Here is a 22750-nt window from a genome sequence, read left to right as displayed (position 1 = left end):
ATGAGTGGGGAATTGAATGCGGCCTTCCATATGGCCGATGTCCGCGACAAGCGCATCACCCGCCGCCGTGCGGTGGCGGTGGGCGAGCTGCATGCCGGTCCGGTGGCCTATCCGCTGATCGTCGAGCGCCGCCTGCCCAAGGGCGATGCGCTGGTGATGGCCGAGATTGCCGGCCTGCAGGGCGCCAAGATGGCCTCGATGCTGATGCCGCTGTGCCACCCGTTGCCGCTGGAGCTGGTGCAAGTGTTCTGCGCGCCGGTACCGGAGCGGCAGGCGATCCGCGTGTGGTGCGAGTGCGCCAGCGAGGCGCGCACCGGCGTGGAGATGGAGGCGCTGGCTGGCGTCAACGCGGCGCTGCTGACCCTGTACGACCTGAGCAAGCCGGTGGAACCGGCGCTGCGCATCGAAGGCATCCGCCTGCTGTTCAAGGAAGGCGGCAAGCGCGGTGTGTGGCTGCACCCCGACGGCATGGACGATGCCGAGCGCGCGCGCTTCAAGCCGCGTGCGCCGAAGGGCCTGGAGGGCGCGGCCTGCGCGGTGATCACGCTGAGTGATCGCGCCAGCGAGGGTACCTATGAGGATGTGTCCGGCCCGACCCTGGTGACCGGCCTGAAAAAGCTGGGCGGTGAGGTCGTGGCCGCCGAGGTGTTGCCTGATGGCATCGAGCCATTGGCGGGCCGCCTGCAGGCCTTGGCTGCCGAAGGCGTGCGCCTGTGCCTGTGCACCGGCGGTACCGGGCTGGGCCCACGTGACCTGACCCCGGAGGCGCTGCGTTCCTTGAACGCGCGGCCGGTGCATGGCCTGGCGCAGATGGTGCGGGCACTGAGCGCACAGCACACACCGATGGCCTGGCTGAGCCGCGCCGAGGTGGTGCAGCTGGGCAACATGCTGGTGTTCGCGCTGCCGGGCAGCCCGAAGGCGGCGGCGCAGTGCCTGGATATCCTGGCGCCGGTACTGGGCCACGCCCTGGCGATGGTCGAGGGTGGTGGCCACTGATGATTGCTTACAGCGAAGCCCTGCAGCACCTGCTGGATGCGGCCACGCCGCTGCCGGCCGAGCGCCTGCCGCTGCATGAGGCCGGCGGCCGCACTCTGGCCAGTGACATCATCAGTGGGCAGTCGCTGCCGCCGTTCGACAATTCTGCGATGGACGGTTTCGCGCTGCGCGCCAACGGCGCGACGTTCGAAGCCGGTACCGAATTTACCGTGCAGGGCTGGCAGGCCGCCGGCGATGCCGGCGCCGAAGGCGGCGAGGGTGCCTCGGAAATCATGACCGGTGCGCGCATGCCGGTTGGGCTGGATACGGTGGTGCCGGTCGAGAACGTGGACGTCCTCGCCAGCGAGGATGGACGCCCGACCCGCATCGCCTTGAAGGGCACGGTGAAGCCGGGCCAGAACGTGCGCCTGCGCGGCCAGGATGTGAGCGAAGGCGAACGTGTGCTGCAGGCCGGGCAGGTGCTGGACATCAATGCGCGCACCCTGCTGCATGCCATCGGCGTGGGCCAGGTGGCGGTGGTGGCACGGCCGAAGGCGGCGGTGATCGCCACCGGCAAGGAGCTGGTGACCGAGGCGGCGCAGACACTGGAATCCGGCCAGATCCGTGACAGCAACCGGCCGTATCTGGTGGGCCGCCTGCAGGCCGCCGGTGCCGAAGTGGTCTGGCAGGGCACGGTGGGTGATGACGTGGCCGCGTTCAATGCGGTGCTGGATGAAGCGCTGGCTGCCGGCGCGCAGCTGCTGATCAGCACGGGCGCGGTGTCGGCCGGCCGCTACGATTTCGTTCCCGACGCACTGCGTGGCCGTGGTGCGCGCATCGTGTTCCACAAGGTTGCGATCCGCCCGGGCAAGCCGTTGCTGTTCGCGGTGCTGCCCAATGGCGCGCTGTATTTCGGCCTGCCGGGCAACCCGGTGTCGGCCGCCGTGGGCCAGCGCTTCTTCGTGGAGCCGGTGCTGCGGCGCCTGCTGGGGCTGGCACCGGAAACCGTGTTGCAGCTGCCGCTGCAGGCCGACGTGCGCAAGCCGCCGGGCCTGCGCTTCCACGCGCGTGCGCGGGTGGAAGTTGACGGTCAGGGGCGCCTGAGTGCGCGCGTGCTGTCCGGGCAGGAGTCGTTCCGTTTGATGTCCATGCTGCAGGCCAACGCCTGGGTGGTGCTGGAGGCCGAGGGTGACCTGGCCACCGCTGGCACCTACGTGCGCGTGCAGGGCTGGGGTCACCATGACCCGGTGCAGCTGGCGAGCCAGGAGTCATGATGAAACAGGTGAATCTGCAGTTGTTTGGTGCGTTTTCCGATCTGGATGCCAGCCGCGAAATCGCGGTGGAGGTGGCCGGTAGCACCGTGGCCGACTTGCGCCAGGCACTGCGCGAGCTGCTGCCGACGCGTTGGCCCGGCTTCCGCGCCGGCCTGCTGGACTACTCGGCATTTGCCGACCAGCAACGCGTGCTGCGTGACCACGAAGCGCTGCCCGACGATGGCCGGGTGGCGATCCTGCCTCCGGTGAGCGGGGGCTGAGCGATGAGCGAGAAGATCATCGCCAAGGTGGTGGACCGCGCGCAGGCGGCGATCGATCCGGCCGAGGGCATCGCTGCGGTGTCCGATCCGGGGTTCGGTGGCATCGACGTGTTCATCGGCAAGGTGCGCGACGTCAACATCGGCCGGCCGGTGACCGGGATCACCTACGACCTGTTCGAGCCGTTGGTGTTGAACGAGTTCAAGCGCTTGGCCGCCGAGGTTGAGGCTACGTTTGGACCGAAGCTGAAGCTGTATGTGGCCCACGCCAAGGGCCGCCTGGGTATCGGCGATGTGGCGGTGGTGGTGGCGGCGGGCAGCCCGCACCGTGACGAGGCGTTCCGTGCCTGCAGGCAGTTGATCGAGGTGGTGAAGCACCAGTGCCCGATCTGGAAGCAGGAGCATTACGAGGACGGCGACAGCGCGTGGAGCGAGGGCTGCAGCCTGTGCCACGCGGACAGCGAGCCCGCACATGCCCATGACCATGCGCACGACCACCACCATTGAGTCCGCTGCAGCCACGCATGGCGTGGCTCTACTGCGGGGTGCCCGGGCGATGCCATGCGTGGATGCTTCTGCGGTGGATCTGGCCGGTGCAGCCACGCATGGCGTGGCTCTACCACCGAATGTCTGGATGGCTGCGGGGTTCAGTAGATCCACGCCATGCGTGGATGTGGCCTTCCCGATGAATCCGGCCGACGCAGCCACGCATGGCGTGGCTCTACTGCGATGAGCATCCACGGCATCGTGCTGGCCGGCGGCCTGTCCAGCCGGATGGGCCGCGACAAGGCGCTGCTGCCGTGGGAGGGGCGCACGCTGCTGGAACACATGCGTGGCCTGCTGCTGCAGGCCGGCGCCGAACGGGTGTGGGTCAGCGGCGACTATCCGGCCTTCGGCGGCATCCCCGATCAAGTGGCGCGCTGCGGTCCCCTGGGTGGACTGCACAGCGTGATGCAGCAGATGCCCGATGGCCCGGCCTGGGCGGTAGCGGTGGATACGCCGTTGCTGGCGCCGCGGCTGCTGCAACGGCTGGCCGCCGAGGGGCGGGGCGCATGCACGATCTTTGACGGGCATCCCTTTCCCATGCTGTTGAATGTGGACAATGCCACTCGTAGCGTGCTGGCCGCGATGCTGGATGATGCGGACGGACGCCGCTCGGTACAGGCCTTCCAGCGCCGCCTGCAGATGCACGCGCTGCTGCTGGAAAGCGTTGACGAAGCCTGCCTGGTCAACTGCAATACCTCCGAACAATGGGAGGATGTTGCGTCATGAAAGTGCAGTTGCAGGACCAATCAGTACGGCTTCGCCTGGATGAGGCCGAACTGGCGCGCCTGCTGGCCGGTGAATCGGTCGAGAACATGACCCGCTTCGGCGGTATCGAGGGCTGGGGCATGGCGGTGTCGCTGCATGGCGGCGAGCAGCCCGTGCTGCTGGACGGGGGCACCTTCTGCCGCCTGGTACTGCCACGCCCGGACGTCGAGGCCTTGGCGGCGCGGTTGCCGTGCCGGGAGGGCCTGCCATTCGACATTGCCCTGGAAGACGGCAGCCAGCTTCAGCTGCAGTTCGATGTGGACGTGCGCGACAGCGTGCGCCAGCGCGGGGTGACCCGCCGCACCACCGCTTCATCGGTTTGACATTTGTCAGGGGCACGGTGGAAACCGGCCCCTGATTGATCCAGATCAACCCCGTCGTTGTTGCTGCGCGGCCTAATGGCTGCATGACGACGGGTCACAACTTGAAACGCAGTACCCACGTCATTCCACAGCCTTGGAGCCATGTATGACCGTCGGTAGCGATCCTGTTGTCCGCAGCACTGCCCGTCCGGGTCGCGTCATCAGCGACTGGACGCCGGAGGACCCCGGCTACTGGGAGCGCACCGGCAAGCGGGTCGCCACCCGCAACCTGGTCATCTCGATTCCCTCGCTGCTGCTGGCCTTCTCGGTCTGGGTGCTGTTCTCGGCGGTGTCGATCAGCCTGCCGAAGATCGGCTTCAGCTTCAGCACCGACCAGCTGTTCTGGCTGGTGGCGCTGCCCAGCCTGTCCGGCGCCACGCTGCGCATCTTCTATTCCTTCGTGATCCCGATCTTCGGCGGCCGCCGCTGGACCGCGCTGTCGACCGCGTCGTTGCTGGCACCGACGCTCTGGCTCGGCTACGCGGTGCAGGACCCGGCCACGCCGTACGGGGTGTTCGTGGCCATCGCGATCCTGTGTGGGTTCGGTGGCGCGAACTTCTCGTCGTCGATGTCCAACATTTCCTTCTTCTACCCCAAGCAGAAGCAGGGCCTGGCGCTGGGCCTGAACGCCGGCCTGGGCAATGTGGGCGTGTCGGTGGCGCAGGCGGTGATCCCGCTGGTCATCACCGTGGGCGTGTTCGGTGCGCTGGGTGGTGCACCGCAGCCCACGGTGGAGGGTGGGGCGCCGTTGTTCCTGCAGAACGCCGGCTTCATCTGGGTGCCGGCCATCGCGCTGTGCGCCGTCGCGGCCTGGTTCGGCATGAACGACCTGACCAGCGCCCGCTCGTCGTTCTCCGAGCAGGCGGTGATCTTCCGCCGCAAGCACAACTGGCTGATGTGCTGGTTGTACATCGGCACTTTCGGTTCCTACATCGGTTTCTCGGCCGGCTTCCCGATGCTGGTGAAGAGCCAGTTCCCGGATGTGAATCCGCTGGCCTACGCCTTCATCGGCCCGCTGCTGGGCGCATTGATGCGCTCGGTGGGTGGCAGCATGGCCGACCGCTGGGGCGGCGCACGCCTGACCTTCTGGGTGTTCGCGCTGATGATCGCGGCCGTGTTCGGCGTGCTGCACTTCCTGCCCAGTCACGGCCAGGGCGGCAACTTCCATGGCTTCCTGCTCAGCTTCATGGCGCTGTTCGTGCTCAGTGGCATCGGCAACGGCACCACGTTCCGCATGATCCCGGTGATCTTCCGCACCCTGCATGAGCGCTGGTCGGCCAACGACAACGCCGAAGGCAAGGCCACCGCCGCGCACCAGGCCAGCATCGAGTCGGCCGCGGTGGTTGGTTTCTCCGGTGCGATCGGTGCCTATGGCGGCTTCTTCATTCCCAAGAGCTATGGCTCGTCCATCACCTTGACCGGCAGCCCCGACATGGCGCTGTACGGATTCGTTGTTTTCTACGTCACCTGCCTGGCCGTGACCTGGTGGTGGTACTACCGGCGCGGTGCCGAGACACCCTGCTGACGACATGAAAACGCACCGCAGCCAGATGACGCACACAGCCACGATGCCGATGTCCGCAAAGGGAGACCCCCGATGAGTTATTTCCTCGATCGCTTGCAGTTCTTCAAGCGTGACCCCCAGACCTTTGCCGATGGCCACGGATTCGCCAAGAGCGAAGGCCGTGACTGGGAAAACAGCTACCGCGCCCGCTGGCAGTACGACAAGATCGTGCGTTCCACCCACGGCGTGAACTGCACCGGCTCCTGCAGCTGGAAGATCTACGTCAAGAACGGCCTGGTCACCTGGGAAACCCAGCAGACCGACTACCCGCGTACGCGCCCGGACCTGCCCAACCATGAACCGCGTGGCTGCCCGCGTGGCGCCAGCTATTCCTGGTACCTGTACAGCGCCAACCGGCTGAAGTACCCGCTGATCCGCGGCACGCTGCTGCGCCTGTGGCGCGAAGCGCGCAAGAGCAAGGCCCCGGTCGATGCCTGGGCCAGCATCGTGGAGGACAAGCAGAAGGCACGCTCGTACAAGACCCGCCGCGGCATGGGCGGCTTCGTGCGCCTGCAGTGGGAAGAGGCCAACGAGATCATCGCCGCCTCCAACCTGTACACGGTGAAGCAGTATGGCCCTGACCGCGTGGTCGGCTTCTCGCCGATCCCGGCGATGTCGATGGTGTCCTACGCCGCCGGCGCGCGCTACCTGTCACTGCTGGGCGGCGCCTGCCTGTCCTTCTATGACTGGTACTGCGATCTGCCGCCGGCCTCGCCGCAGATCTGGGGCGAGCAGACCGACGTGCCCGAATCAGCCGACTGGTACAACAGCCGCTACATCATCGCCTGGGGCTCGAACGTGCCGCAGACGCGCACGCCCGATGCGCACTTCTTCACCGAGGCGCGCTACAACGGCACCAAGACGGTGGCGATCTGCCCGGACTATTCCGAGCTGGCCAAGCTGACCGACCACTGGCTGCACCCCAAGCAGGGCACCGATGCGGCGCTGGCCTTCGCCTTCGGCCATGTGATCCTGCGCGAGTTCCACGTCGATTCGCCCTCGCAGTACTTCCAGGACTATTGCCGCCAGTACTCGGACATGCCGATGCTGGTGCGCCTGGAACGCCGCGACGACGGCCGCCTGGTGCCGGGCCGCTTCCTGCGTGCCAGTGAGCTGGGCGGGCTGGGTGAAGCCAACAACCCTGACTGGAAGACGCTGGCTTTGGACGAGACCAGCGGCCAGATCGTGGTGCCCAACGGTTCGATCGGCTTCCGCTGGGGCGAGAAGGGCAAGTGGAACATCGAGGAGAAGGAAAGCAACGGCGCCGGTACGCGCCTGCGGCTGAGTCTGTCTGAAACCAATGACGGCATCGAAGCGGTGAGCTTTCCGTACTTCGGTGGCATCGAGACCGATGGCTGGACCGCGGCGCCGGCCGATGACGTGCTTGAGCGCAACATCCCGGTGCGTCGCCTGGCCCTGGCCGAGGGTGGCGAGACCCTGGTGGCCACGGTCTACGACCTGCTGCTGGCCCAGTACGGCGTGGACCGTGGCTTTGGCGGCGGCAACGTGGCATCGAGCTTCGACGACATGGTGCCGGGCACCCCAGCCTGGCAGGAGCGCATCACCGGTGTGTCGCGCGCCGAGGTGATCGAGATCGCCCGCGAGTTCGCACGTACCGCCGACAAGACCCATGGCCGTTCGATGATCATCGTCGGCGCGGGCATGAACCACTGGTTCCACAACGACATGAACTACCGCGGCCTGATCAACATGCTGATCATGTGCGGTTGCGTGGGCCAGACCGGTGGTGGTTGGGCGCACTACGTGGGCCAGGAGAAGCTGCGCCCGCAGACCGGCTGGCAGCCGCTGGCGTTCGGCCTGGACTGGAGCCGCCCGCCGCGCCACATGAACGGCACATCGTTCTTCTACTTCAACACCGGGCAGTGGCGCTACGAGAAGCTGCAGGTGGACGAGCTGCTGTCGCCGCTGGCGGACGCGAGCAAGTACAGCGGCAGTCTGGCCGACCTGAACCTGCGCGCGGTGCGCATGGGCTGGCTGCCGTGTGCGCCACAGCTGGACCGCAACCCGCTGCAGCTGGTACGCGAGGCGGACGCGGCGGGCGTTGCCCCGGCCGACTACGCGCTGGGCAAGTTCAAGGACGGCTCGCTGGACTTCGCCTTCGCTGACCCGGATGCGCAGCAGAACCACCCGCGCATGATGTTCATCTGGCGCTCGAACCTGCTCGGTTCGTCGGGCAAGGGCCACGAGTACATGCTGCGGCACCTGCTCGGCACGCGCCATGGCCTGCAGGGCAAGGACCTGGGCGAGATGGGGGCGATCAAGCCCGAGGAAGTGACGTGGCGTGACGAGGCACCGGAAGGCAAGCTGGACCTGCTGGTCACGCTCGACTTCCGCATGTGCACCACCGCGCTGTACTCGGACATCGTGCTGCCGACCGCGACCTGGTACGAGAAGGACGACCTCAACACCTCGGACATGCACCCGTTCATCCATCCGCTGTCGAAGGCGGTGGACCCCGCGTGGGAATCGCGCAGTGACTGGGAGATCTTCAAGGAGGTCGCCCGTACCGTGAGCGAGATGGCGCCAGGCGTGCTGGGCGTGGAGAAGGACCTGGTGCTGGTGCCGACCCTGCACGACACCCCGAACGAGCTGGGCATGCCGTTCGGCGTGGCCGACTGGAAGAAGGGCGAGTGCGAGGCCATCCCGGGCCAGACCATGCCGTCGATGACGGTGGTGGAACGCGACTACCCGAACCTGTACCGCAAGTTCACCTCGCTGGGCCCGCTGCTGGACACGCTGGGCAACGGCGGCAAGGGCATGAGCTGGGACACGAAGCACGAGGTCGAATTCCTCGGCAAGCTCAACCACACCGTGCACGACGCAGGCGTGAGCCAGGGTCGCCCGGCCATTTCGACCGCGATCGACGCGGCCGAGGTGATCCTGCACCTGGCACCGGAAACCAACGGCCACGTCGCAGTGAAGGCGTGGGAATCGCTGGGGACCTTCACCGGCCGCGAGCACACCCACCTGGCGGTGGGCAAGGAACACGAGGCGATCCGCTTCCGTGACATCCAGGCACAGCCGCGCAAGATCATCTCTTCGCCGATCTGGTCGGGCCTGGAGGACGACAACGTCAGCTACAACGCCGGCTATACCAACGTGCACGAGCTGATTCCGTGGCGCACGGTAACCGGTCGCCAGCAGTTCTACCAGGACCACGAGTGGATGATCGACTTCGGCGAGGCCTTCATGGGCTACCGGCCGCCGGTCAACACGCGCACGGTGGAGCCGCTGCTGAACCAGCGCCCGAACGGCAACAAGGAGATCGTGCTGAACTGGATCACGCCACACCAGAAGTGGGGCATCCACAGCACCTACAGCGACAACCTGATCATGCAGACGCTGTCGCGCGGTGGCCCGATCGTGTGGATCAGCGAGGACGACGCGCGCAGCGCCGGCATCGTCGACAACGACTGGATCGAGCTGTTCAACGTCAACGGTGCGATCGCCGCGCGTGCGGTGGTCAGCCAGCGCGTGATGCCGGGCATGGCGATGATGTACCACGCCCAGGAACGCATCATCAACGTGCCGGGCTCGGAGATTTCCGGGACCCGCGGCGGCATCCACAACTCGGTGACCCGCATCGTGCTCAAGCCCACCCACATGATCGGCGGCTACGCGCAGCTGGCGTACGGCTTCAACTACTACGGCACCTGCGGCACCAACCGCGACGAGTTCGTGATCGTGCGCAAGATGGACAAGATCGATTGGCTGGACGATGAGCAGCCCGCTGGTGCTTCGGCATCGGCCAGCAAGGAGGTGGTGTGATGAAAGTCCGTGCACAGATCGCGATGGTGCTGAACCTGGACAAGTGCATCGGCTGCCATACCTGCTCGATCACCTGCAAGAACGTCTGGACCTCGCGCGAGGGCGTCGAGTACGCCTGGTTCAACAACGTGGAAACCAAGCCGGGCATCGGCTACCCCAAGGAATGGGAGAACCAGGACAAGTGGAACGGCGGCTGGGTGCGCACCCGCGCCGGCAAGCTGGTGCCGCGTGCCGGTGGCCGCTGGCGCATGCTGGCCAAGATCTTCGCCAACCCGGACCTGCCGCAGATCGACGACTACTACGAGCCGTTCGATTTCGACTACCAGAACCTGCACACCGCCAAGGACAGCCAGCACCAGCCCACCGCGCGGCCGCGCTCGCTGATCAGTGGCGAGCGCATGCAGAAGATCGAGTGGGGCCCGAACTGGGAGGAGATCCTGGGTTCGGAGTTCAGCAAGCGCTCGCGCGACTACAACTTCGACCAGGTGCAGAAGGAGATCTACGGCGCCTTCGAGAAGACCTTCATGATGTACCTGCCGCGCCTGTGCGAGCACTGCCTGAACCCGGCGTGCGTGTCGGCGTGCCCGTCGGGTGCGATCTACAAGCGCGAGGAAGACGGCATCGTGCTGATCGACCAGGACAAGTGCCGTGGCTGGCGCATGTGCGTGTCGGCGTGCCCGTACAAGAAGATCTACTACAACTGGAAGAGCGGCAAGTCGGAGAAGTGCATCTTCTGCTACCCGCGCATCGAGATGGGCGAGCCGACGGTGTGTTCGGAAACCTGCGTGGGCCGCATCCGCTACCTGGGCGTGATGCTGTACGACGCCGACCGCATCGCCGAGGCGGCTTCGGTGGCCGCCGAGAAGGACCTCTACCAGGCCCACCTGGACATCTTCCTGGATCCGAACGATCCGGCGGTGATCGCCGCCGCGCGCAAGGAGGGCATCCCGGACAGCTGGCTCGATGCGGCCAAACAGTCGCCGGTGTACAAGCTGGCGATCGACTGGAAGCTGGCGCTGCCACTGCACCCGGAGTACCGCACGCTGCCGATGGTCTGGTACGTGCCGCCGCTGTCGCCGATCCAGTCCGCCGCCGAGCGTGGCCGCGTGGGTATGAGCGGCGAACTGCCGGACGTGGCCTCGCTGCGCATCCCGATGCGCTACCTGGCCAACCTGCTGACGGCGGGTGACGAGGCGCCGGTGGTGCGTGCGCTGGAACGGCTGATGGCGATGCGTGCCTGGCGCCGGGCCAAGAATGTGGACGGCGTGGAAGACACCGCCGTGCTGGAACAGACCGGACTGAGCATCGCCCAGGTGGAAGAGATGTACCGCTACCTGGCCATCGCCAACTACGAGGACCGTTTCGTGATTCCGACCGGCCACCGCGAGTACGCCAACGATGCCTTCGGCGAGCGCGGCGGCTGCGGCTTCACCTTCGGCAACGGCTGCAATGGTGACAGCCCGGCCGATCTGTTCGGCCAGCGCAAGAGCACCACCTTCGTGGTGGACAAGGGCCCGAACCACCGCCGCAAGGAGGTGGTGTGATGAGCGTGCTCAAGCTGGTCGGGGTGCTGCTGGATTACCCACGTGAAGAACTGTGGCAGCACGGCGAGGAACTGCTCGCCGCCTGCGACGACCCGGCGCTGAGCGCCGCCCGCCGCCAGCAGCTGCGCAGCTTCGTGCAGCAGCTGCTGGACACCGATGCGCTGGACGCACAGGCCGCATGGCTGGCCAGCTTCGACCGCGGCCGCTCGATGAGCCTGCTGCTGTTCGAACACATCCATGGCGAGTCGCGCGACCGCGGCCAGGCCATGGTCGATCTGGTCGAGACCTACCGCCGCAACGGCTTCGAACTGGATGCGCGCGAGTTGCCGGACTACCTGCCGCTGCTGCTGGAGTTCCTGGCCCATCGCCCCGGCAGCGAGGCCCGCGAGTGGCTGCATCACATCGGCCACATCGCCGGGATGCTGGCGGCACGTGCCGCCGAGCGCGAGCTGCCGCACCGGGTGCTGTTCGAGATCCTGGTCGAAGCCGGTGACGGCAAGGCCGATCTGCAGGCTCTGCGCCAGCGTGCCAGCGAAGAAGTCCGCGACGATACCGCCGAGGCCATGGACCGCTTGTGGGAGGAGGAGGCGGTGCGCTTCGGCGCCGAAGCCCCTGCCGAAGACTGCAAGCCGCCCGTGCGTTCGCCGGCCCGTCCTTCGCATCGAGAGGTCCAGCCATGAGTTACTCCCTGCATCAATTCGCCTTCCAGTACTACCCGTACATCGCCGTGGCGGTGCTGCTGATCGGCAGCTGGGCGCGCTATGACAAGGCCATGTACACCTGGCGCACCGGCTCCAGCCAGATGCTGTCGGACAAGGGCATGCGGATCGGCAGCAACTGCTTCCACATCGGCATCCTGGCCATCCTCGGTGGCCACCTGGTCGGCCTGCTGACCCCGCACGCGGTGTACGAGCACTTCATCACCTCGTCGCAGAAGCAGATGCTGGCAATGGTGGTCGGCGGTGTGTTCGGCGCACTGTGCTTCATCGGCATCAGCATCCTGCTGGTACGCCGCTTGTTCAATGCGCGGGTACGGGCCACCGGCAGCTTCGGTGACACGCTGGTGCTGGTGCTGCTGTTCGCCCAGCTGTGCCTGGGCCTGTACAGCATCCGCATCTCGTCCGGCCACCTGGACGGTGGGGTGATGGTGCAGCTGGCCGAATGGGCGCAGCACATCGTGACCTTCCGTGCCGGTGCCGCCGACTACATCGAGGGCGTCAGCTGGGTCTACAAGATGCACATCTTCCTGGGCCTGACCCTGTTCCTGATCGCGCCGTTCACCCGCCTGGTGCACGTGTGGAGCATTCCGATCAGCTATCTGTGGCGGCCCTACCAGGTGGTGCGCCGCCGCCAGGCCACGCTGCGCTACGGTCCGCGGGAGTAAACCATGGGCAGCCTGCCGAAATTCCTGCCGATCACCGTGATCGACTCCGCCGCACCGGTGCCTGCCGAGGCGCATTCGCATCACCACGACGCGGCAGAGCAGGGGCCGCGCTCGCTCGGGCAGCCGGCGCCGTGCCGGCTGTTCGTGGACGAGACCGCGATCAGCGAGGCCGACATCGCCCGCGAGATGCAGCACCATCGGGCGATGCGCCCGGAACAGTCACGCGCCGAAGCGGCGCGTGCACTGGTGGTGCGCGAGCTGCTGCGGCTGGAAGCGCAGCGGCTGGGCCTGCAGGCACCGGAGGGCAACCGCGTAAGCGACGAGGAAGTGCTGATCCAGCAGCTGCTGGAAGACGCGATCGAAGACCGCGTGCCGACCGACGAGGACTGCCGCCGCTACTTCGAGCAGAATCCGGAGCGATTCCGCTCGCCCGATCGCGTGCGCCTGCGCCATATCCTGCTGGCCGCGCCGGCCGACGACGTGGCCGGGCGCTTCGCCGCGCGCACCGAAGGCGAGCGGCTGGTCGGACTGCTGAAGGAGTCGCCGCACCTGTTCGCCGATTTCGCCCTGCGCCATTCGCGCTGCCCGTCCAGCAGCGAAGGCGGTGACCTGGGCTGGCTGCAGCGTGGGCAGACCACGCCGGAGTTCGACCGACAGGTGTTCCGCCTGCGCGAAGGCCTGGCCGGTTTCCCGGTGGAATCGCGCTGGGGCTACCACGTGGTCTGCGTCGATGCCCGCGAGGAAGGCCTGCCGCAGCCGTTCGAGACGGTGCTGCCGCAGCTGCGTGACTACCTGGAGCTGCAGGTACGGCAGCGCGAGGTGCAGGCCTACCTGCTGCAGCTGCAGGAGCGCTACCCGGTGCGCGGGCTGGATGAGATCGAAGCCGAAGCGGATATCGGCTGACCCCCTTTGAACGAGGAGAATTCATGAACCAGGCCCTTGCCCCCGCCAGTGCCGGGCAGCAGCAACGTGCGCTGTGGCTGAGCACGTTCGCCTTCACCGTGTGCTTCGCGGTGTGGATGATCTTTTCGATCATCGGCATCCAGATCAGCCAACAGCTTGGCTTGAATGACACCCAGTTCGGCCTGTTGATCGCCACCCCGGTGCTGACCGGTTCGGTCAGCCGGGTCTTCCTCGGCATCTGGTCGGACCAGTTCGGTGGCCGCAAGGTGATGGTGCTGGTGATGCTGTGTGGCGCAGTGGCCACCTGGATGCTCACCTATGCACAGACCTACACCCAGTTCCTGATCGCCGCGCTGTGCGTGGGCATCGCCGGCGGCAACTTCTCGGTGGGCGTGGCCTACGTCTCGAAGTGGTTCCCGGCCAGCAAGCAGGGCACCGCACTGGGGATCTTCGGTGCTGGAAACATCGGCTCGGCGGTGACCAAGCTTCTGGCGCCGCTGGTGATGGTGGCGGCCGGCTGGACCATGGTCGCCAAGGTCTGGGCCGTCGCGCTGGCCGTCACTGCGGTGCTGTTCTTCCTCTTCAGCAAGGAAGACCCGTCGCTGGAGCAGCGCCGTCGCGAAGGCGTGAAGCCGGTGCCGTTCGCCGAGCAGATGGCGCCACTGAAGAACCTGCAGGTGTGGCGGTTCTCGCTGTACTACTTCTTCGTGTTCGGTGGCTTCGTGGCGCTGGCGCTTTGGCTGCCGCACTACCTGGTGGGCGCCTATGGCATGGACGTGGGCCACGCCGGCATGCTGGCGGCGTGCTATTCGATCCCGGCCAGCCTGTTCCGTGTGGTCGGTGGCTGGATGTCGGACCGGATGGGGGCGCGGCGGGTGATGTACTGGACCTTCGGCGTGTCGGCCATCTGCACCTTCCTGCTGGCCTACCCGGATACCGAGTACGTGGTGAAGGGCATCCATGGCCCGATCCATTTCCATCTGGCCATCGGCGTGGTGATGTTCACCGTGCTGGTGTTCGTGCTGGGCTTCTTCATGTCGCTGGGCAAGGCGGCGGTCTACAAGCACATTCCGGTGTACTACCCGCAGCACGTGGGTGCGGTGGGCGGTGTGGTCGGCATGATCGGCGGCCTGGGGGGCTTCATCCTGCCGATCGTGTTCGGGGCATTGAACGATGCCGTGGGCATCTGGAGCAGCTGTTTCATGCTGCTGTTCGTGCTGGTGGCTGCTGCACTGGCGTGGATGCACTTTGCGATCCGTCGCATGGAGCGCCGTCACTTCCCGCAGATCGACCGCGAGACCGACCTGCCAGAAGCCATCGATGCGGCCGCCGCCGAGCGGGTGCGCGGCAGGTGAACGGGGTTGCCGGCCAGCGGCCGGCACTACCGGGTAGCGGGGGAAAGGTAGTGCCGGCCGCTGGTCGGCATGAACCTGCCGATGCGCCACGCTTGATTTCAATCAGGGCCACGCGAAGAGGAACGCCCGAAGATGTGTGCCATGAGCTTCCACGTCGATGAGAGTGAGGACACTGCGCTGCAGGCGGCATTGCTGCGGCAACCCCGGCATGTGCTGTTTCCGGCGGCTGACCAGTTCAGCACTGGGTTTGGTGAAAGCGGCTGGCGCGCCGCCGTGCGTGCCAGCAACGAGCATCTGATCCCGCGTGGCTTGACGCTCGGCTTCCAGGCCGGTCGTGGCGGGCGCGATGTGCCGCCGCAGGCGTATCTGGACACGTTGCTGCTGGCCCTGCAGCTGCAGGCCGATGCCCTGGCCGAGGACCGCGAAGTGGTGGCGATGGTGTTGCAGCTGGGCTTGGCCGAGACCTTGCCGCCGCCCCAGCTGGGCCAGCTGCTGGACGCCGTGCCGCAGCACCTGCGCACGGTAGCGCGCCCGCAGGTGGAAGTGCGGCTGGACGCCGGGAGCGCGCTGTCACCGGCGCAGCTGCGCGCGGTGGGGTGCACCCGCCTGAACGTGATCGACCGTGCGGATGCGCCGGGGCCGACCCTGCTGGCACAGGCGCGGCAGGTTGGCTTCACCGCGCGCTACTACCAGCTGCGCGTGCCCGCCAGTGAGGACATCGGCTTCATCGAGCGTCTGCATGAGGTGCTGGCCGAAGCGCCCGAGCGCATCCTGTTGCCGGCGCCGTGTGCGCTGCCGCAGCATCCGTCCGCCGCAAACTGGCTGCAGGCCTGGCGCCTGCTGCGCGCGGCCGGTTACGAACCGATCGGTGGTGATCACTACCAGCGCGGCGACCTGCCCAACCCGCATGGCCCGGGCGACGGCCAGCGCCATTGCGACCTGGCGGGTGTGCCACGGCGTGACCGCAGTGATTTTATCGGGCTTGGCCTGTCCGCCTGCAGCCAGATCGGCGAAGTGTTCTACCGGCTGGAGGACGAGCTGGGCGAATGGCGGGCGCGGTTGCAGTCCGGTCACATGGGCGTGGCCGCGGGCCTGATCCTGTCCGAGGACGAGCGGATGGCGGCCGAGGTGGCACAGAGCATCGCCTGCGACCATGCGCTCGATGCGGCTGCATTCGAGTGGCGTAATGATGAACCGTTCGAGGACTGCTTCGCCGAGCAGCTGCCGGCGTTGTCGCCGTTGCTGGCGCGCGGCTGGGCGCAGTGGGATGCACGCGTGCTGCGGCTGGCCGAAGAAGGACGGTTGCTGTGGCGTATGATGGCCGCATGCTTCCGGCCGGCGGCCGCCATCGCTTGAGTCCTGCCTCGATGTCTTCGAATCCGCCTTCCCAGGGCCGTCTCGGCCGGGCCACGCCGAACCCCGCTGCCGCCGATGATGGCGACGCGCTGCACTTCTGCAGTACCTGTGCGTTTTCCGATGCCTGCATGTCGCAGGGTTATGACAAGACCGCATTGGGCGACCTGCACGTGTTGGTCGACCACGTCGGCCCGTTCCATGCGGGCGACTACATCTTCCGTGCCGGCGAATCGTTCGATTCGATCGCCGCGGTACGCGCCGGCATGGTCAAGACCTTCGTTGATGACAGCCAGGGCAACGAGCAGGTGCTGGGCTTCAGCCTGCCGGGCGAAGTGATCGGCCTGAATGCGATCCACGGTTCGCGCTTCCCCTGCAATGCGGTGGCGCTGGACACCGTGCACCTGTGCCGCATCTCGTTCCCCAAGTTGAGCCTGCTGGCCACGCGCATGCCGGGGCTGCAGGCCAAGCTGTTCAGCCTGCTCAGTGCGGAGATCGGCAAGGTCGCCACGCTGGCTGCCAACCACCGTACCGAAGAGCGCATGGCGGCGTTCCTGCTGGACATGTCCGAGCGTTACGCGCGGCGCGGCTTTTCCGCCACGCGCTTCAACCTGACGATGGCGCGTACCGAGATCGCCAATTACCTGCGGATGGCGCCGGAAACCGCCAGCCGCGTGCTGCGCCGCCTGAGCGATGATGGGATCATCACGGTGAAGCAGCGCGAGATCCTGCTGCTGCAGCCCGAGCGCCTGGCGGCGCTGGCGGTGGCCGACGAATCCGATCCGAACTGAACCTGGCCGGGAGCCGACGATGATGCGAGCTGGACTGTTGTTGCTGGGACTGCTGGCCACGGTGCCAGCCTGGGCGGCCGAGCTGACGGTGTCGGCGGCATCGAGCCTGACCGAGAGCTTCCGCGAGCTGGGCACCGCCTATGAGAAGGCGCACCCGGGGACCAAGGTCGATTTCAACTTCGCCGCGTCCGGCGTGCTGCTGCAGCAGATCAGCCGCGGCGCGCCGGTGGATGTGTTCGCGTCGGCCGATGAAACCACGATGGACCAGGCCCAGCAGCAGGACCTGCTGGTGGCCGGTACCCGCGAGGTGTTCGCGGTGAACGCGCTGTGGGTGGTGGTGCCGCCGCAGGCCAAGGCCGCGCCGCGTACCTTGAAGGACCTGGCCGGTGCCGGCGTACAGCGCATCGCACTGGGCAATCCGGACAGCGTGCCGGTCGGCCGCTACGCCAAGGGCGCGCTGGAGGCGGCGGGCCTGTGGCCGTCGGTGCAAGGCAAGACCATCACCACGCAGAACGTGCGCCAGTCGCTGGATTACGTGGCGCGCGGTGAGGTGGATGCCGGCTTCGTCTACGCCACCGATGCGCAGGCGATGCCCGACCGGGTACGCCGTGCCTTCGCGGTGCCGGTGGCGGGGCGCATCGCCTATCCGCTGGCGGTGACCAAGGCCAGCGCGCAGCCGGCGGAGGCCAAGCGGTTTGCCGCCTTCGTACGTTCGGCGCAGGGCCAGGCGATCCTGGCCAGGCACGGGTTCGGCAAGCCCTGAGGCATGGATCTCGACTGGAGCGCACTGGGGTTGTCGCTGAAGGTGGCCGGTTGGGCCACCGCGATCAATCTGGTGCTGGGCGTGGCACTGGGCGCGCTGCTGGCGCGGCGGCGATTTCCCGGCCGTGAGCTGCTGGATTCGCTGCTGACCCTGCCGATGGTGCTGCCACCGACGGTGCTGGGGTATTACCTGCTGGTGCTGATCGGCCGCAACGGACCGATCGGTGCGTGGCTGCAGTCGTGGTTCGGCGTCAACCTGGTGTTCACCTGGCAGGCGGCGGTGATCGCTGCGGCGGTGGCTTCGCTGCCGCTGGTGTTCAAGCCGGCGCGCGCGGCGTTCGAGGAAGTGGACGGGCAGCTGGAGCAGGCTGCACGCACGCTCGGGGTATGCGAAGCAGCGGTGTTCTTCCGCATCACGCTGCCCCTGGCCTGGCGTGGCATCCTCGCCGGGCTGCTGCTGGCGTTTGCACGTGCGATGGGCGAGTTCGGCGCGACGCTGATGGTGGCAGGCAGCATTCCCGGCCGCACGCAGACGCTGTCGATCGCCATCTACGAGGCGGTGCAGGCCGGCCAGGACGGCAAGGCCAATGCGCTGGTGATCCTGACCTCGGTGGTGTGCATCGTGATCCTGCTGCTGGCCGCGCGGCTGGTGGGCGGGCATCGCCGGGAGCTGCGCGATGTGGCTTGATCTGCAGGTGCAGCGTCGGCTGCAGGCGGCCGGCCAGGATTTCGTGCTGGACGTGTCGCTGCAGTGCACGCAGCGGCAGGTGGTGCTGTTCGGACCCTCCGGTGCGGGCAAGAGCCTGACCCTGAAGGCAGTGGCCGGGCTGCTGCGGCCGGGCCAGGGCCATGTGCGCCTGCAGGGGCAGACCTTGTTTGACGCGGCGGCCGGCGTGGACTTGCCACCGCAGCGTCGCCGGCTGGGCTATGTCTTCCAGGACTATGCGTTGTTCCCACACCTGAGCGTGCGCCAGAACGTGGCGTTCGGTCTGCAGAAGGGATGGTTGAATCCGAGGGCTGGCCAGCGCTTCGATGCGGTGGAGCAGTGGCTGCACGCATTCCGCATCGACGCGGTGGGCGACCTGCTGCCCTCGCAGGTATCCGGGGGACAGCGCCAGCGCACTGCACTGGCACGCGCCCTGGTGACACAGCCGCAGGCGCTGCTGCTGGATGAGCCGTTCTCCGCGCTGGACCACGACCTGCGCCAGCACCTGCGCCAGGAGCTGGAGACCGTGCTGGACAAGACCGGCATCCCGTTGCTGTTGATCAGCCACGACCCGCAGGATGTGGCCATGTTCGGCCAGCAGGTGGCACGCATGGTGGATGGCCGCATTGTCGGCGGTTGATCGGTGATGGACGCACGGGCGATGGTTGGTTACATCTGATGGTAGTGCCGGCCGCCGGCCGGCAACCGTGGAATCCGGAGCAGCCGGCCAGGGGCCGGCCCTACCGGTTCAGAGGTTCCGCGACGCTCAGGCGATGAATGGTTGCATCTGATGGTAGTGCCGGCCGCTGGCCGGCAACCGTGGAATCCAGAGCAGCCGGCCAGCGGCCGGCTCTACCGATCCAGGGTTCGTACGGTCCAGTGGCGATGGATCAATACAACTCGCAGTGCGTGCGGCCTTCGCCACGCAGCGCGTCCCAATGGCCCTCGCCGAGGATGGCATCGATGGCCCCGCGCACCGCGCCTTCCAGGTGGCTCTTGTTGCCGCACAGGTACAGATGCCCGCCGCGGGCCAGTACGTCGCGCACTTCATCGCCGTGCTGCTGCAGCACATGCTGCACATAGACCTTTTCGGCGCCATCGCGCGAGAACGCGGTATGCAGGCCGGCCAGCACGCCACGCGTGTGCCAGTCCTGCAGCTGCTCGCGATACAGGTAGTCGTGCTGGCTGTGCTTCTCGCCGAACACCAGGTGCACTTCGCGTTCGCAGGCACTGGCCTGCAGCTCCTGCATCAGGCCCATCAACGGTGCGATGCCGGTGCCGGTGCCGACCAGCAGCAGCGGTGCCTCGCCGGTATCGGGCAGATGGAAGCCAGGGTTGGAGCGGCAGTACACACGGGCATGGTCAGCGCCATGCAGCAGGCTGCCGGTGGCAGTGCCGAAGCGCTCGCGCCCGCGGAGGGTGTAGCGCACTTCGCGCACGCACAGGCTCAGCTGGTCGTTGCAGGGGTGCGAGGCAATCGAATAGGCGCGCGGCAGGCGCGGTGACAGCAGTTCGCGCAGGCGGGCCAGCGGCACGCTGTCCGGCGTGGCGTGGTCCTGTAGCACGTCCAGCAGGTCCAGCCCGTGCAGGTAGGCCTCGAGCTCGCGCTTCTGGCTGACCTTCAGCAGGCCCTTCAGCACCTCGCTGCCACCGAGCCTGGCCAGTTCGCGCAGCACGCCCTTGCTCAGCAGGCGCAGCTCGCGGTCGTGCAGGGCGGCCACGGTGGCGGTGTCGCCGTACCAGGTAGCCAATGCCTGCAGCAGGGCGGAATCGTTCTCGGGTACCACGTGCAAGGTGTCACCCGCGCGGTAGGCCATGCCACTGCCGGCAATATCCAGTTGCAGGTGCCAGGCGGCGGGGTCGCTGCTGTTCAGGCGGCGACGTTCGAGAATGGGGGCGGCAAAGGCGTTGTCTTCGCCATAGGCGGTGACCTGCAGGTGCAGGTCCTGGCCAGCGTTGAGGTCGCCATCCAGCACCTGGCCCAGCACCGGCTGCCATTGCTGGAAGAACTGCTCATAGCCCAGGTCGGCGTCCACCCGATGCAGCAACGGCTGCGCCTGGCGCTCGCTCAATGCAGCATCCAGCGCCTTGGTGAAGCCACAGAAGCTGGGGTAGCCGGTGTCACCGAGGCCGAATACTGCATAGCGCAGGCCGCTCAGTGTCGGGGTCTGGCGCAGCGTTTCGAAGAACTGCTCGCCGTTGGCCGGCGGTTCGCCATCGCCGAACGAGCTGGAGATCGCCAGCAGCACATCGCCGTGGCCGAGACTGGCCACGTCGATATCGTTGAACGGGAGCACCTGCGGCCCGTGCGGCTGCAGGTCCGCGCCCAGGCGCTGGGCCAGGGCGCGGGCATTGCCCGACTCGGACGCGAAACCCACCAGCAGGCGGCTGAAGGACGTACTGGTCGGGAGGGCGTTCACGCGGCCTCGTAGAAGTCGTCGAACTTTTCCTTGCTGAACTCGACCAGGTCGTAGTTCTGCATCAGGTCATTCACCACGCGGCGGATGCTGATGTACGAGGTGATGTTGCCCTCGGCGTCGAACAGCGGCTGCACAGTGGTGTCGACCACGTAGAGCACGCCGCCCTTGCCGAGGTTGGGCACGATGCCGGTCCAGGTCTTGCCGGCCTTGATGGTGTCCCACATGTCCTTGTAGACCGCCTTGGGCACGTCCGGGTGGCGCACGATGCTGTGCGGCTGGCCGATCAGCTCCTCGCGGGCGAAGCCGGTGAGCGTGCAGAACAGGTCGTTGGCGTAGGTGATGTTGCCCTGCAGGTCGGTGGTGGAGATCACCATGACGTTCTGCATGGCGTTCAGCAGCTGGGCGTTGTCGGGGGTGTAGCTCATCGCAGGGTCCTTGTGGATGCCGGTAACGCCGGCGTGTTCGGGTCCTGCATAGAAATACGCCCGCACGGCGGCGGGCGGTTTGACATTGATCAAGTAGGTGGCGCGATGACCTGCGACCGGGTGTCGCAGGGAGCGTTCACTGCTGCAGGGGAAATCCGATCGTCTCGTGGCAATGCTGCACGAGGTGGCGACCTCCTTCATTGATGTGCAAGGTGTCTGCGTCACCGAAGAACCGTAGCAGTGCTGCCCCGGTCGTACTGCCGGCATGCGCAGAGCGCCTGGCGGCGGATGGCAGGAACGGATCAGCTCGCGGATCGTGTCCGTCCGGGAGGTTCGCGCGCGCAAGGGTGCCCTCGATCAGTAACTGCGCACATGCACCTGCCAGATAGGCGTCTGGTTCCCGCTGCCCGCTACGCCGCGGCTGCCCTGACAATGCGGTGGCGATATGCTGGAATTCATGCGCGGTGGTGGCGATCACCCGCCTGCGCAGCGAATCAGCGTCCGGGCTGGAGGGAAACCAGAAGCTGACCACCTGGCCCGGCCGCTCTGGTCCTGGCAATTGTCGCCAGATACCGCCGCCGTCACTCACGATCGTGAGCTGATAGCGCACAGGCGTCCGTTCCTGCCCATTGGCCTGGAGCGGCAGTCCAGCGGATCGTGCAGCCGCCTCGCAGAGCCGTGACGCCTGCATGGCCGAAAGCGCTCCATCCGCCCAGAAAACCCGGGTTGCAATGGATGATCGCCCGCACTCGATGGATCGGTTGGGATACTCCGAGCTTTCCGGGCCGGGTAGCACTGACACTGTGCTGATCTTCAGATGCGAGGAAGGGCCTCGCAGCAGGGTGGCATACCCTCCATCGGTGCTGACCAGGTTCCGGGCAGGCAGCTGGAGGGATTGGCACGCACTTGTGGCCACAAGGATTGCCGCCAGCCCAGCGTAGTGCCCGACGATGGAGCCCGGTTGGGTACGCCTGGACTGGCGGCGCTGCATCAGGGGGTCAGCCCGCATTGATACGGCGATGGATACTTCGTACAGACTTGAAATTCCGAGACTGAAGCCGCCCGGGTGGCTCCGCCGTATCGAGAGGCCGCCGCGATGGTGTTTGGTCCAGGGGCTGCACCTACATCGAATGCTGCGAGGTCGTATCTCAACTCGGTCGCTGGACCGGACGCAGATGCGGCCCAGGCGTTCGCACCATCCGGATCGACAAGCCGGAGGACGGTTCCTGTTCGATGCCATTGGAACTGCTTGGCGGCGATGGTGGCTCCTTGCCGGCCATCAAACAACAGCAGGGTTACAGATCCATTGGCTGGGAAGGCTATGGATGAACCCGAGACGTCGATCTCGAACTGCGCGGCATCTGGTACTTCTGATGTCGACGCCAGCAGAACTCGCTCGAACCAAGGTAGGCCATCGCGTTCGCCTCCGCCGATCTTGCCTCCAATCCTGCCTTCTATCCGGCACTTCTTGGTTTCTTCGCACGATGCGCTCAACTGCCACTCCATCGGCCCGCAGCCAGCAGAGACGAGGGTGATACCGATTGCTACCACGACAACTCGCAGATTGCTCATTGG

At 66.8% G+C, this 22750-nt stretch carries 22 protein-coding genes; 18 read left to right on the top strand and 4 right to left on the bottom strand.

Annotated features, from left to right (window positions below):
• The 18 genes from moaCB (at position 1) to ACUZUJ_RS12255 (ending at position 18970) form a co-directional block, all read left to right on the top strand.
• Positions 1–996 carry a bifunctional molybdenum cofactor biosynthesis protein MoaC/MoaB gene (moaCB, locus tag ACUZUJ_RS12340; RefSeq protein WP_135968044.1) on the top strand — a complete coding sequence of 332 codons (996 nt, stop codon included), beginning with the start codon at positions 1–3 and terminating at the stop codon, positions 994–996.
• The gene (locus tag ACUZUJ_RS12335; RefSeq protein ID WP_458220830.1) at positions 996–2249 is read left to right on the top strand and encodes a molybdopterin molybdotransferase MoeA; all 1254 of its coding nucleotides are present in this window, start codon (positions 996–998) and stop codon (positions 2247–2249) included. The genes moaCB and ACUZUJ_RS12335 overlap by 1 nt, the downstream gene beginning before the upstream one ends.
• The gene (locus ACUZUJ_RS12330; protein WP_049444672.1) at positions 2249–2509 is read left to right on the top strand and encodes a MoaD/ThiS family protein; all 261 of its coding nucleotides are present in this window, start codon (positions 2249–2251) and stop codon (positions 2507–2509) included. Before ACUZUJ_RS12335 ends, ACUZUJ_RS12330 begins: the two co-directional genes overlap by 1 nt.
• 3 nt (positions 2510–2512) lie before the next feature.
• Entirely contained in the window at positions 2513–3013 is a 501-nt protein-coding gene (locus ACUZUJ_RS12325; RefSeq protein WP_101765593.1) for a molybdenum cofactor biosynthesis protein MoaE, read from the top strand.
• A 222-nt stretch (positions 3014–3235) separates the two neighbouring features.
• Positions 3236–3778 (top strand): molybdenum cofactor guanylyltransferase, encoded by a 543-nt coding sequence (gene mobA / locus ACUZUJ_RS12320; RefSeq protein WP_458220829.1) that lies wholly within the window; start codon positions 3236–3238, stop codon positions 3776–3778.
• Entirely contained in the window at positions 3775–4140 is a 366-nt protein-coding gene (locus ACUZUJ_RS12315; protein ID WP_458220828.1) for a DUF7009 family protein, read from the top strand. Before mobA ends, ACUZUJ_RS12315 begins: the two co-directional genes overlap by 4 nt.
• A gap of 145 nt (positions 4141–4285) precedes the next feature.
• Positions 4286–5704, top strand: a complete 1419-nt coding sequence (locus ACUZUJ_RS12310) for a NarK family nitrate/nitrite MFS transporter (RefSeq protein ID WP_458220827.1) — start codon at positions 4286–4288, stop codon at positions 5702–5704.
• 72 nt (positions 5705–5776) lie between these two features.
• On the top strand, positions 5777–9532 hold the full coding sequence (locus ACUZUJ_RS12305) for a nitrate reductase subunit alpha (RefSeq protein ID WP_458220826.1): 3756 nt from the start codon (positions 5777–5779) through the stop codon (positions 9530–9532).
• The gene (gene narH / locus ACUZUJ_RS12300; protein ID WP_012511273.1) at positions 9532–11076 is read left to right on the top strand and encodes a nitrate reductase subunit beta; all 1545 of its coding nucleotides are present in this window, start codon (positions 9532–9534) and stop codon (positions 11074–11076) included. Before ACUZUJ_RS12305 ends, narH begins: the two co-directional genes overlap by 1 nt.
• Positions 11076–11756, top strand: coding sequence for a nitrate reductase molybdenum cofactor assembly chaperone (narJ, locus tag ACUZUJ_RS12295; RefSeq protein WP_049444677.1), 681 nt, complete (start codon positions 11076–11078; stop codon positions 11754–11756). Before narH ends, narJ begins: the two co-directional genes overlap by 1 nt.
• Positions 11753–12460: a respiratory nitrate reductase subunit gamma gene (gene narI, locus ACUZUJ_RS12290; protein ID WP_010485313.1), complete on the top strand. Its 708-nt coding sequence runs from the start codon at positions 11753–11755 to the stop codon at positions 12458–12460. Before narJ ends, narI begins: the two co-directional genes overlap by 4 nt.
• Positions 12461–12463: 3 nt before the next feature.
• Entirely contained in the window at positions 12464–13363 is a 900-nt protein-coding gene (locus tag ACUZUJ_RS12285) for a peptidylprolyl isomerase (protein WP_049444679.1), read from the top strand.
• Positions 13364–13386: 23 nt separating this feature from the next.
• Entirely contained in the window at positions 13387–14718 is a 1332-nt protein-coding gene (locus ACUZUJ_RS12280; protein WP_014037437.1) for an MFS transporter, read from the top strand.
• Between the two features lie 141 nt (positions 14719–14859).
• A complete protein-coding gene (locus tag ACUZUJ_RS12275; protein WP_049444747.1) occupies positions 14860–16074 on the top strand; it encodes an oxygen-independent coproporphyrinogen III oxidase in 1215 nt (404 codons plus the stop codon).
• Positions 16075–16085: 11 nt separating this feature from the next.
• A complete protein-coding gene (locus ACUZUJ_RS12270; protein WP_049444749.1) occupies positions 16086–16862 on the top strand; it encodes a helix-turn-helix domain-containing protein in 777 nt (258 codons plus the stop codon).
• 19 nt (positions 16863–16881) lie between these two features.
• A complete protein-coding gene (gene modA, locus ACUZUJ_RS12265) occupies positions 16882–17625 on the top strand; it encodes a molybdate ABC transporter substrate-binding protein (RefSeq protein WP_049444681.1) in 744 nt (247 codons plus the stop codon).
• A gap of 3 nt (positions 17626–17628) precedes the next feature.
• Positions 17629–18312 carry a molybdate ABC transporter permease subunit gene (gene modB, locus ACUZUJ_RS12260; RefSeq protein WP_458220825.1) on the top strand — a complete coding sequence of 228 codons (684 nt, stop codon included), beginning with the start codon at positions 17629–17631 and terminating at the stop codon, positions 18310–18312.
• Positions 18302–18970, top strand: a complete 669-nt coding sequence (locus ACUZUJ_RS12255) for a sulfate/molybdate ABC transporter ATP-binding protein (RefSeq protein WP_458220824.1) — start codon at positions 18302–18304, stop codon at positions 18968–18970. Before modB ends, ACUZUJ_RS12255 begins: the two co-directional genes overlap by 11 nt.
• Before the next feature lie 250 nt (positions 18971–19220).
• Here the strand turns inward: ACUZUJ_RS12255 and ACUZUJ_RS12250 are convergent, their stop codons facing one another.
• From ACUZUJ_RS12250 to ACUZUJ_RS12235, 4 genes are all read right to left on the bottom strand, one after another.
• Positions 19221–20750 (bottom strand): diflavin oxidoreductase, encoded by a 1530-nt coding sequence (locus ACUZUJ_RS12250; RefSeq protein WP_458220823.1) that lies wholly within the window; start codon positions 20748–20750, stop codon positions 19221–19223.
• Positions 20747–21175: a PAS domain-containing protein gene (locus ACUZUJ_RS12245; RefSeq protein ID WP_032128130.1), complete on the bottom strand. Its 429-nt coding sequence runs from the start codon at positions 21173–21175 to the stop codon at positions 20747–20749. Before ACUZUJ_RS12245 ends, ACUZUJ_RS12250 begins: the two co-directional genes overlap by 4 nt.
• A 136-nt stretch (positions 21176–21311) precedes the next feature.
• Positions 21312–21785 carry a hypothetical protein gene (locus ACUZUJ_RS12240; protein WP_101765586.1) on the bottom strand — a complete coding sequence of 158 codons (474 nt, stop codon included), beginning with the start codon at positions 21783–21785 and terminating at the stop codon, positions 21312–21314.
• Between the two features lie 380 nt (positions 21786–22165).
• Positions 22166–22747 (bottom strand): hypothetical protein, encoded by a 582-nt coding sequence (locus tag ACUZUJ_RS12235; protein ID WP_147416385.1) that lies wholly within the window; start codon positions 22745–22747, stop codon positions 22166–22168.
• Positions 22748–22750 lie beyond the last annotated feature (3 nt).

This window comes from Stenotrophomonas sp. S4, from assembly GCF_054187805.2.
The sequence above is the reverse complement of the archived record's forward strand: the minus strand, read 5'-3'. Positions and strand labels throughout refer to the sequence as shown.

Coding starts and splice junctions, on each gene's coding strand:
- moaCB (WP_135968044.1), top strand. CDS start 1: ATGAGTGGGGAATTGAATGCGGCCTTCCATATGGCCGATGTCCGCGAC.
- ACUZUJ_RS12335 (WP_458220830.1), top strand. CDS start 996: ATGATTGCTTACAGCGAAGCCCTGCAGCACCTGCTGGATGCGGCCACG.
- ACUZUJ_RS12330 (WP_049444672.1), top strand. CDS start 2,249: ATGAAACAGGTGAATCTGCAGTTGTTTGGTGCGTTTTCCGATCTGGAT.
- ACUZUJ_RS12325 (WP_101765593.1), top strand. CDS start 2,513: ATGAGCGAGAAGATCATCGCCAAGGTGGTGGACCGCGCGCAGGCGGCG.
- mobA (WP_458220829.1), top strand. CDS start 3,236: ATGAGCATCCACGGCATCGTGCTGGCCGGCGGCCTGTCCAGCCGGATG.
- ACUZUJ_RS12315 (WP_458220828.1), top strand. CDS start 3,775: ATGAAAGTGCAGTTGCAGGACCAATCAGTACGGCTTCGCCTGGATGAG.
- ACUZUJ_RS12310 (WP_458220827.1), top strand. CDS start 4,286: ATGACCGTCGGTAGCGATCCTGTTGTCCGCAGCACTGCCCGTCCGGGT.
- ACUZUJ_RS12305 (WP_458220826.1), top strand. CDS start 5,777: ATGAGTTATTTCCTCGATCGCTTGCAGTTCTTCAAGCGTGACCCCCAG.
- narH (WP_012511273.1), top strand. CDS start 9,532: ATGAAAGTCCGTGCACAGATCGCGATGGTGCTGAACCTGGACAAGTGC.
- narJ (WP_049444677.1), top strand. CDS start 11,076: ATGAGCGTGCTCAAGCTGGTCGGGGTGCTGCTGGATTACCCACGTGAA.
- narI (WP_010485313.1), top strand. CDS start 11,753: ATGAGTTACTCCCTGCATCAATTCGCCTTCCAGTACTACCCGTACATC.
- ACUZUJ_RS12285 (WP_049444679.1), top strand. CDS start 12,464: ATGGGCAGCCTGCCGAAATTCCTGCCGATCACCGTGATCGACTCCGCC.
- ACUZUJ_RS12280 (WP_014037437.1), top strand. CDS start 13,387: ATGAACCAGGCCCTTGCCCCCGCCAGTGCCGGGCAGCAGCAACGTGCG.
- ACUZUJ_RS12275 (WP_049444747.1), top strand. CDS start 14,860: ATGAGCTTCCACGTCGATGAGAGTGAGGACACTGCGCTGCAGGCGGCA.
- ACUZUJ_RS12270 (WP_049444749.1), top strand. CDS start 16,086: ATGTCTTCGAATCCGCCTTCCCAGGGCCGTCTCGGCCGGGCCACGCCG.
- modA (WP_049444681.1), top strand. CDS start 16,882: ATGATGCGAGCTGGACTGTTGTTGCTGGGACTGCTGGCCACGGTGCCA.
- modB (WP_458220825.1), top strand. CDS start 17,629: ATGGATCTCGACTGGAGCGCACTGGGGTTGTCGCTGAAGGTGGCCGGT.
- ACUZUJ_RS12255 (WP_458220824.1), top strand. CDS start 18,302: ATGTGGCTTGATCTGCAGGTGCAGCGTCGGCTGCAGGCGGCCGGCCAG.
- ACUZUJ_RS12245 (WP_032128130.1), bottom strand. CDS start 21,175: ATGAGCTACACCCCCGACAACGCCCAGCTGCTGAACGCCATGCAGAAC.
- ACUZUJ_RS12235 (WP_147416385.1), bottom strand. CDS start 22,747: ATGAGCAATCTGCGAGTTGTCGTGGTAGCAATCGGTATCACCCTCGTC.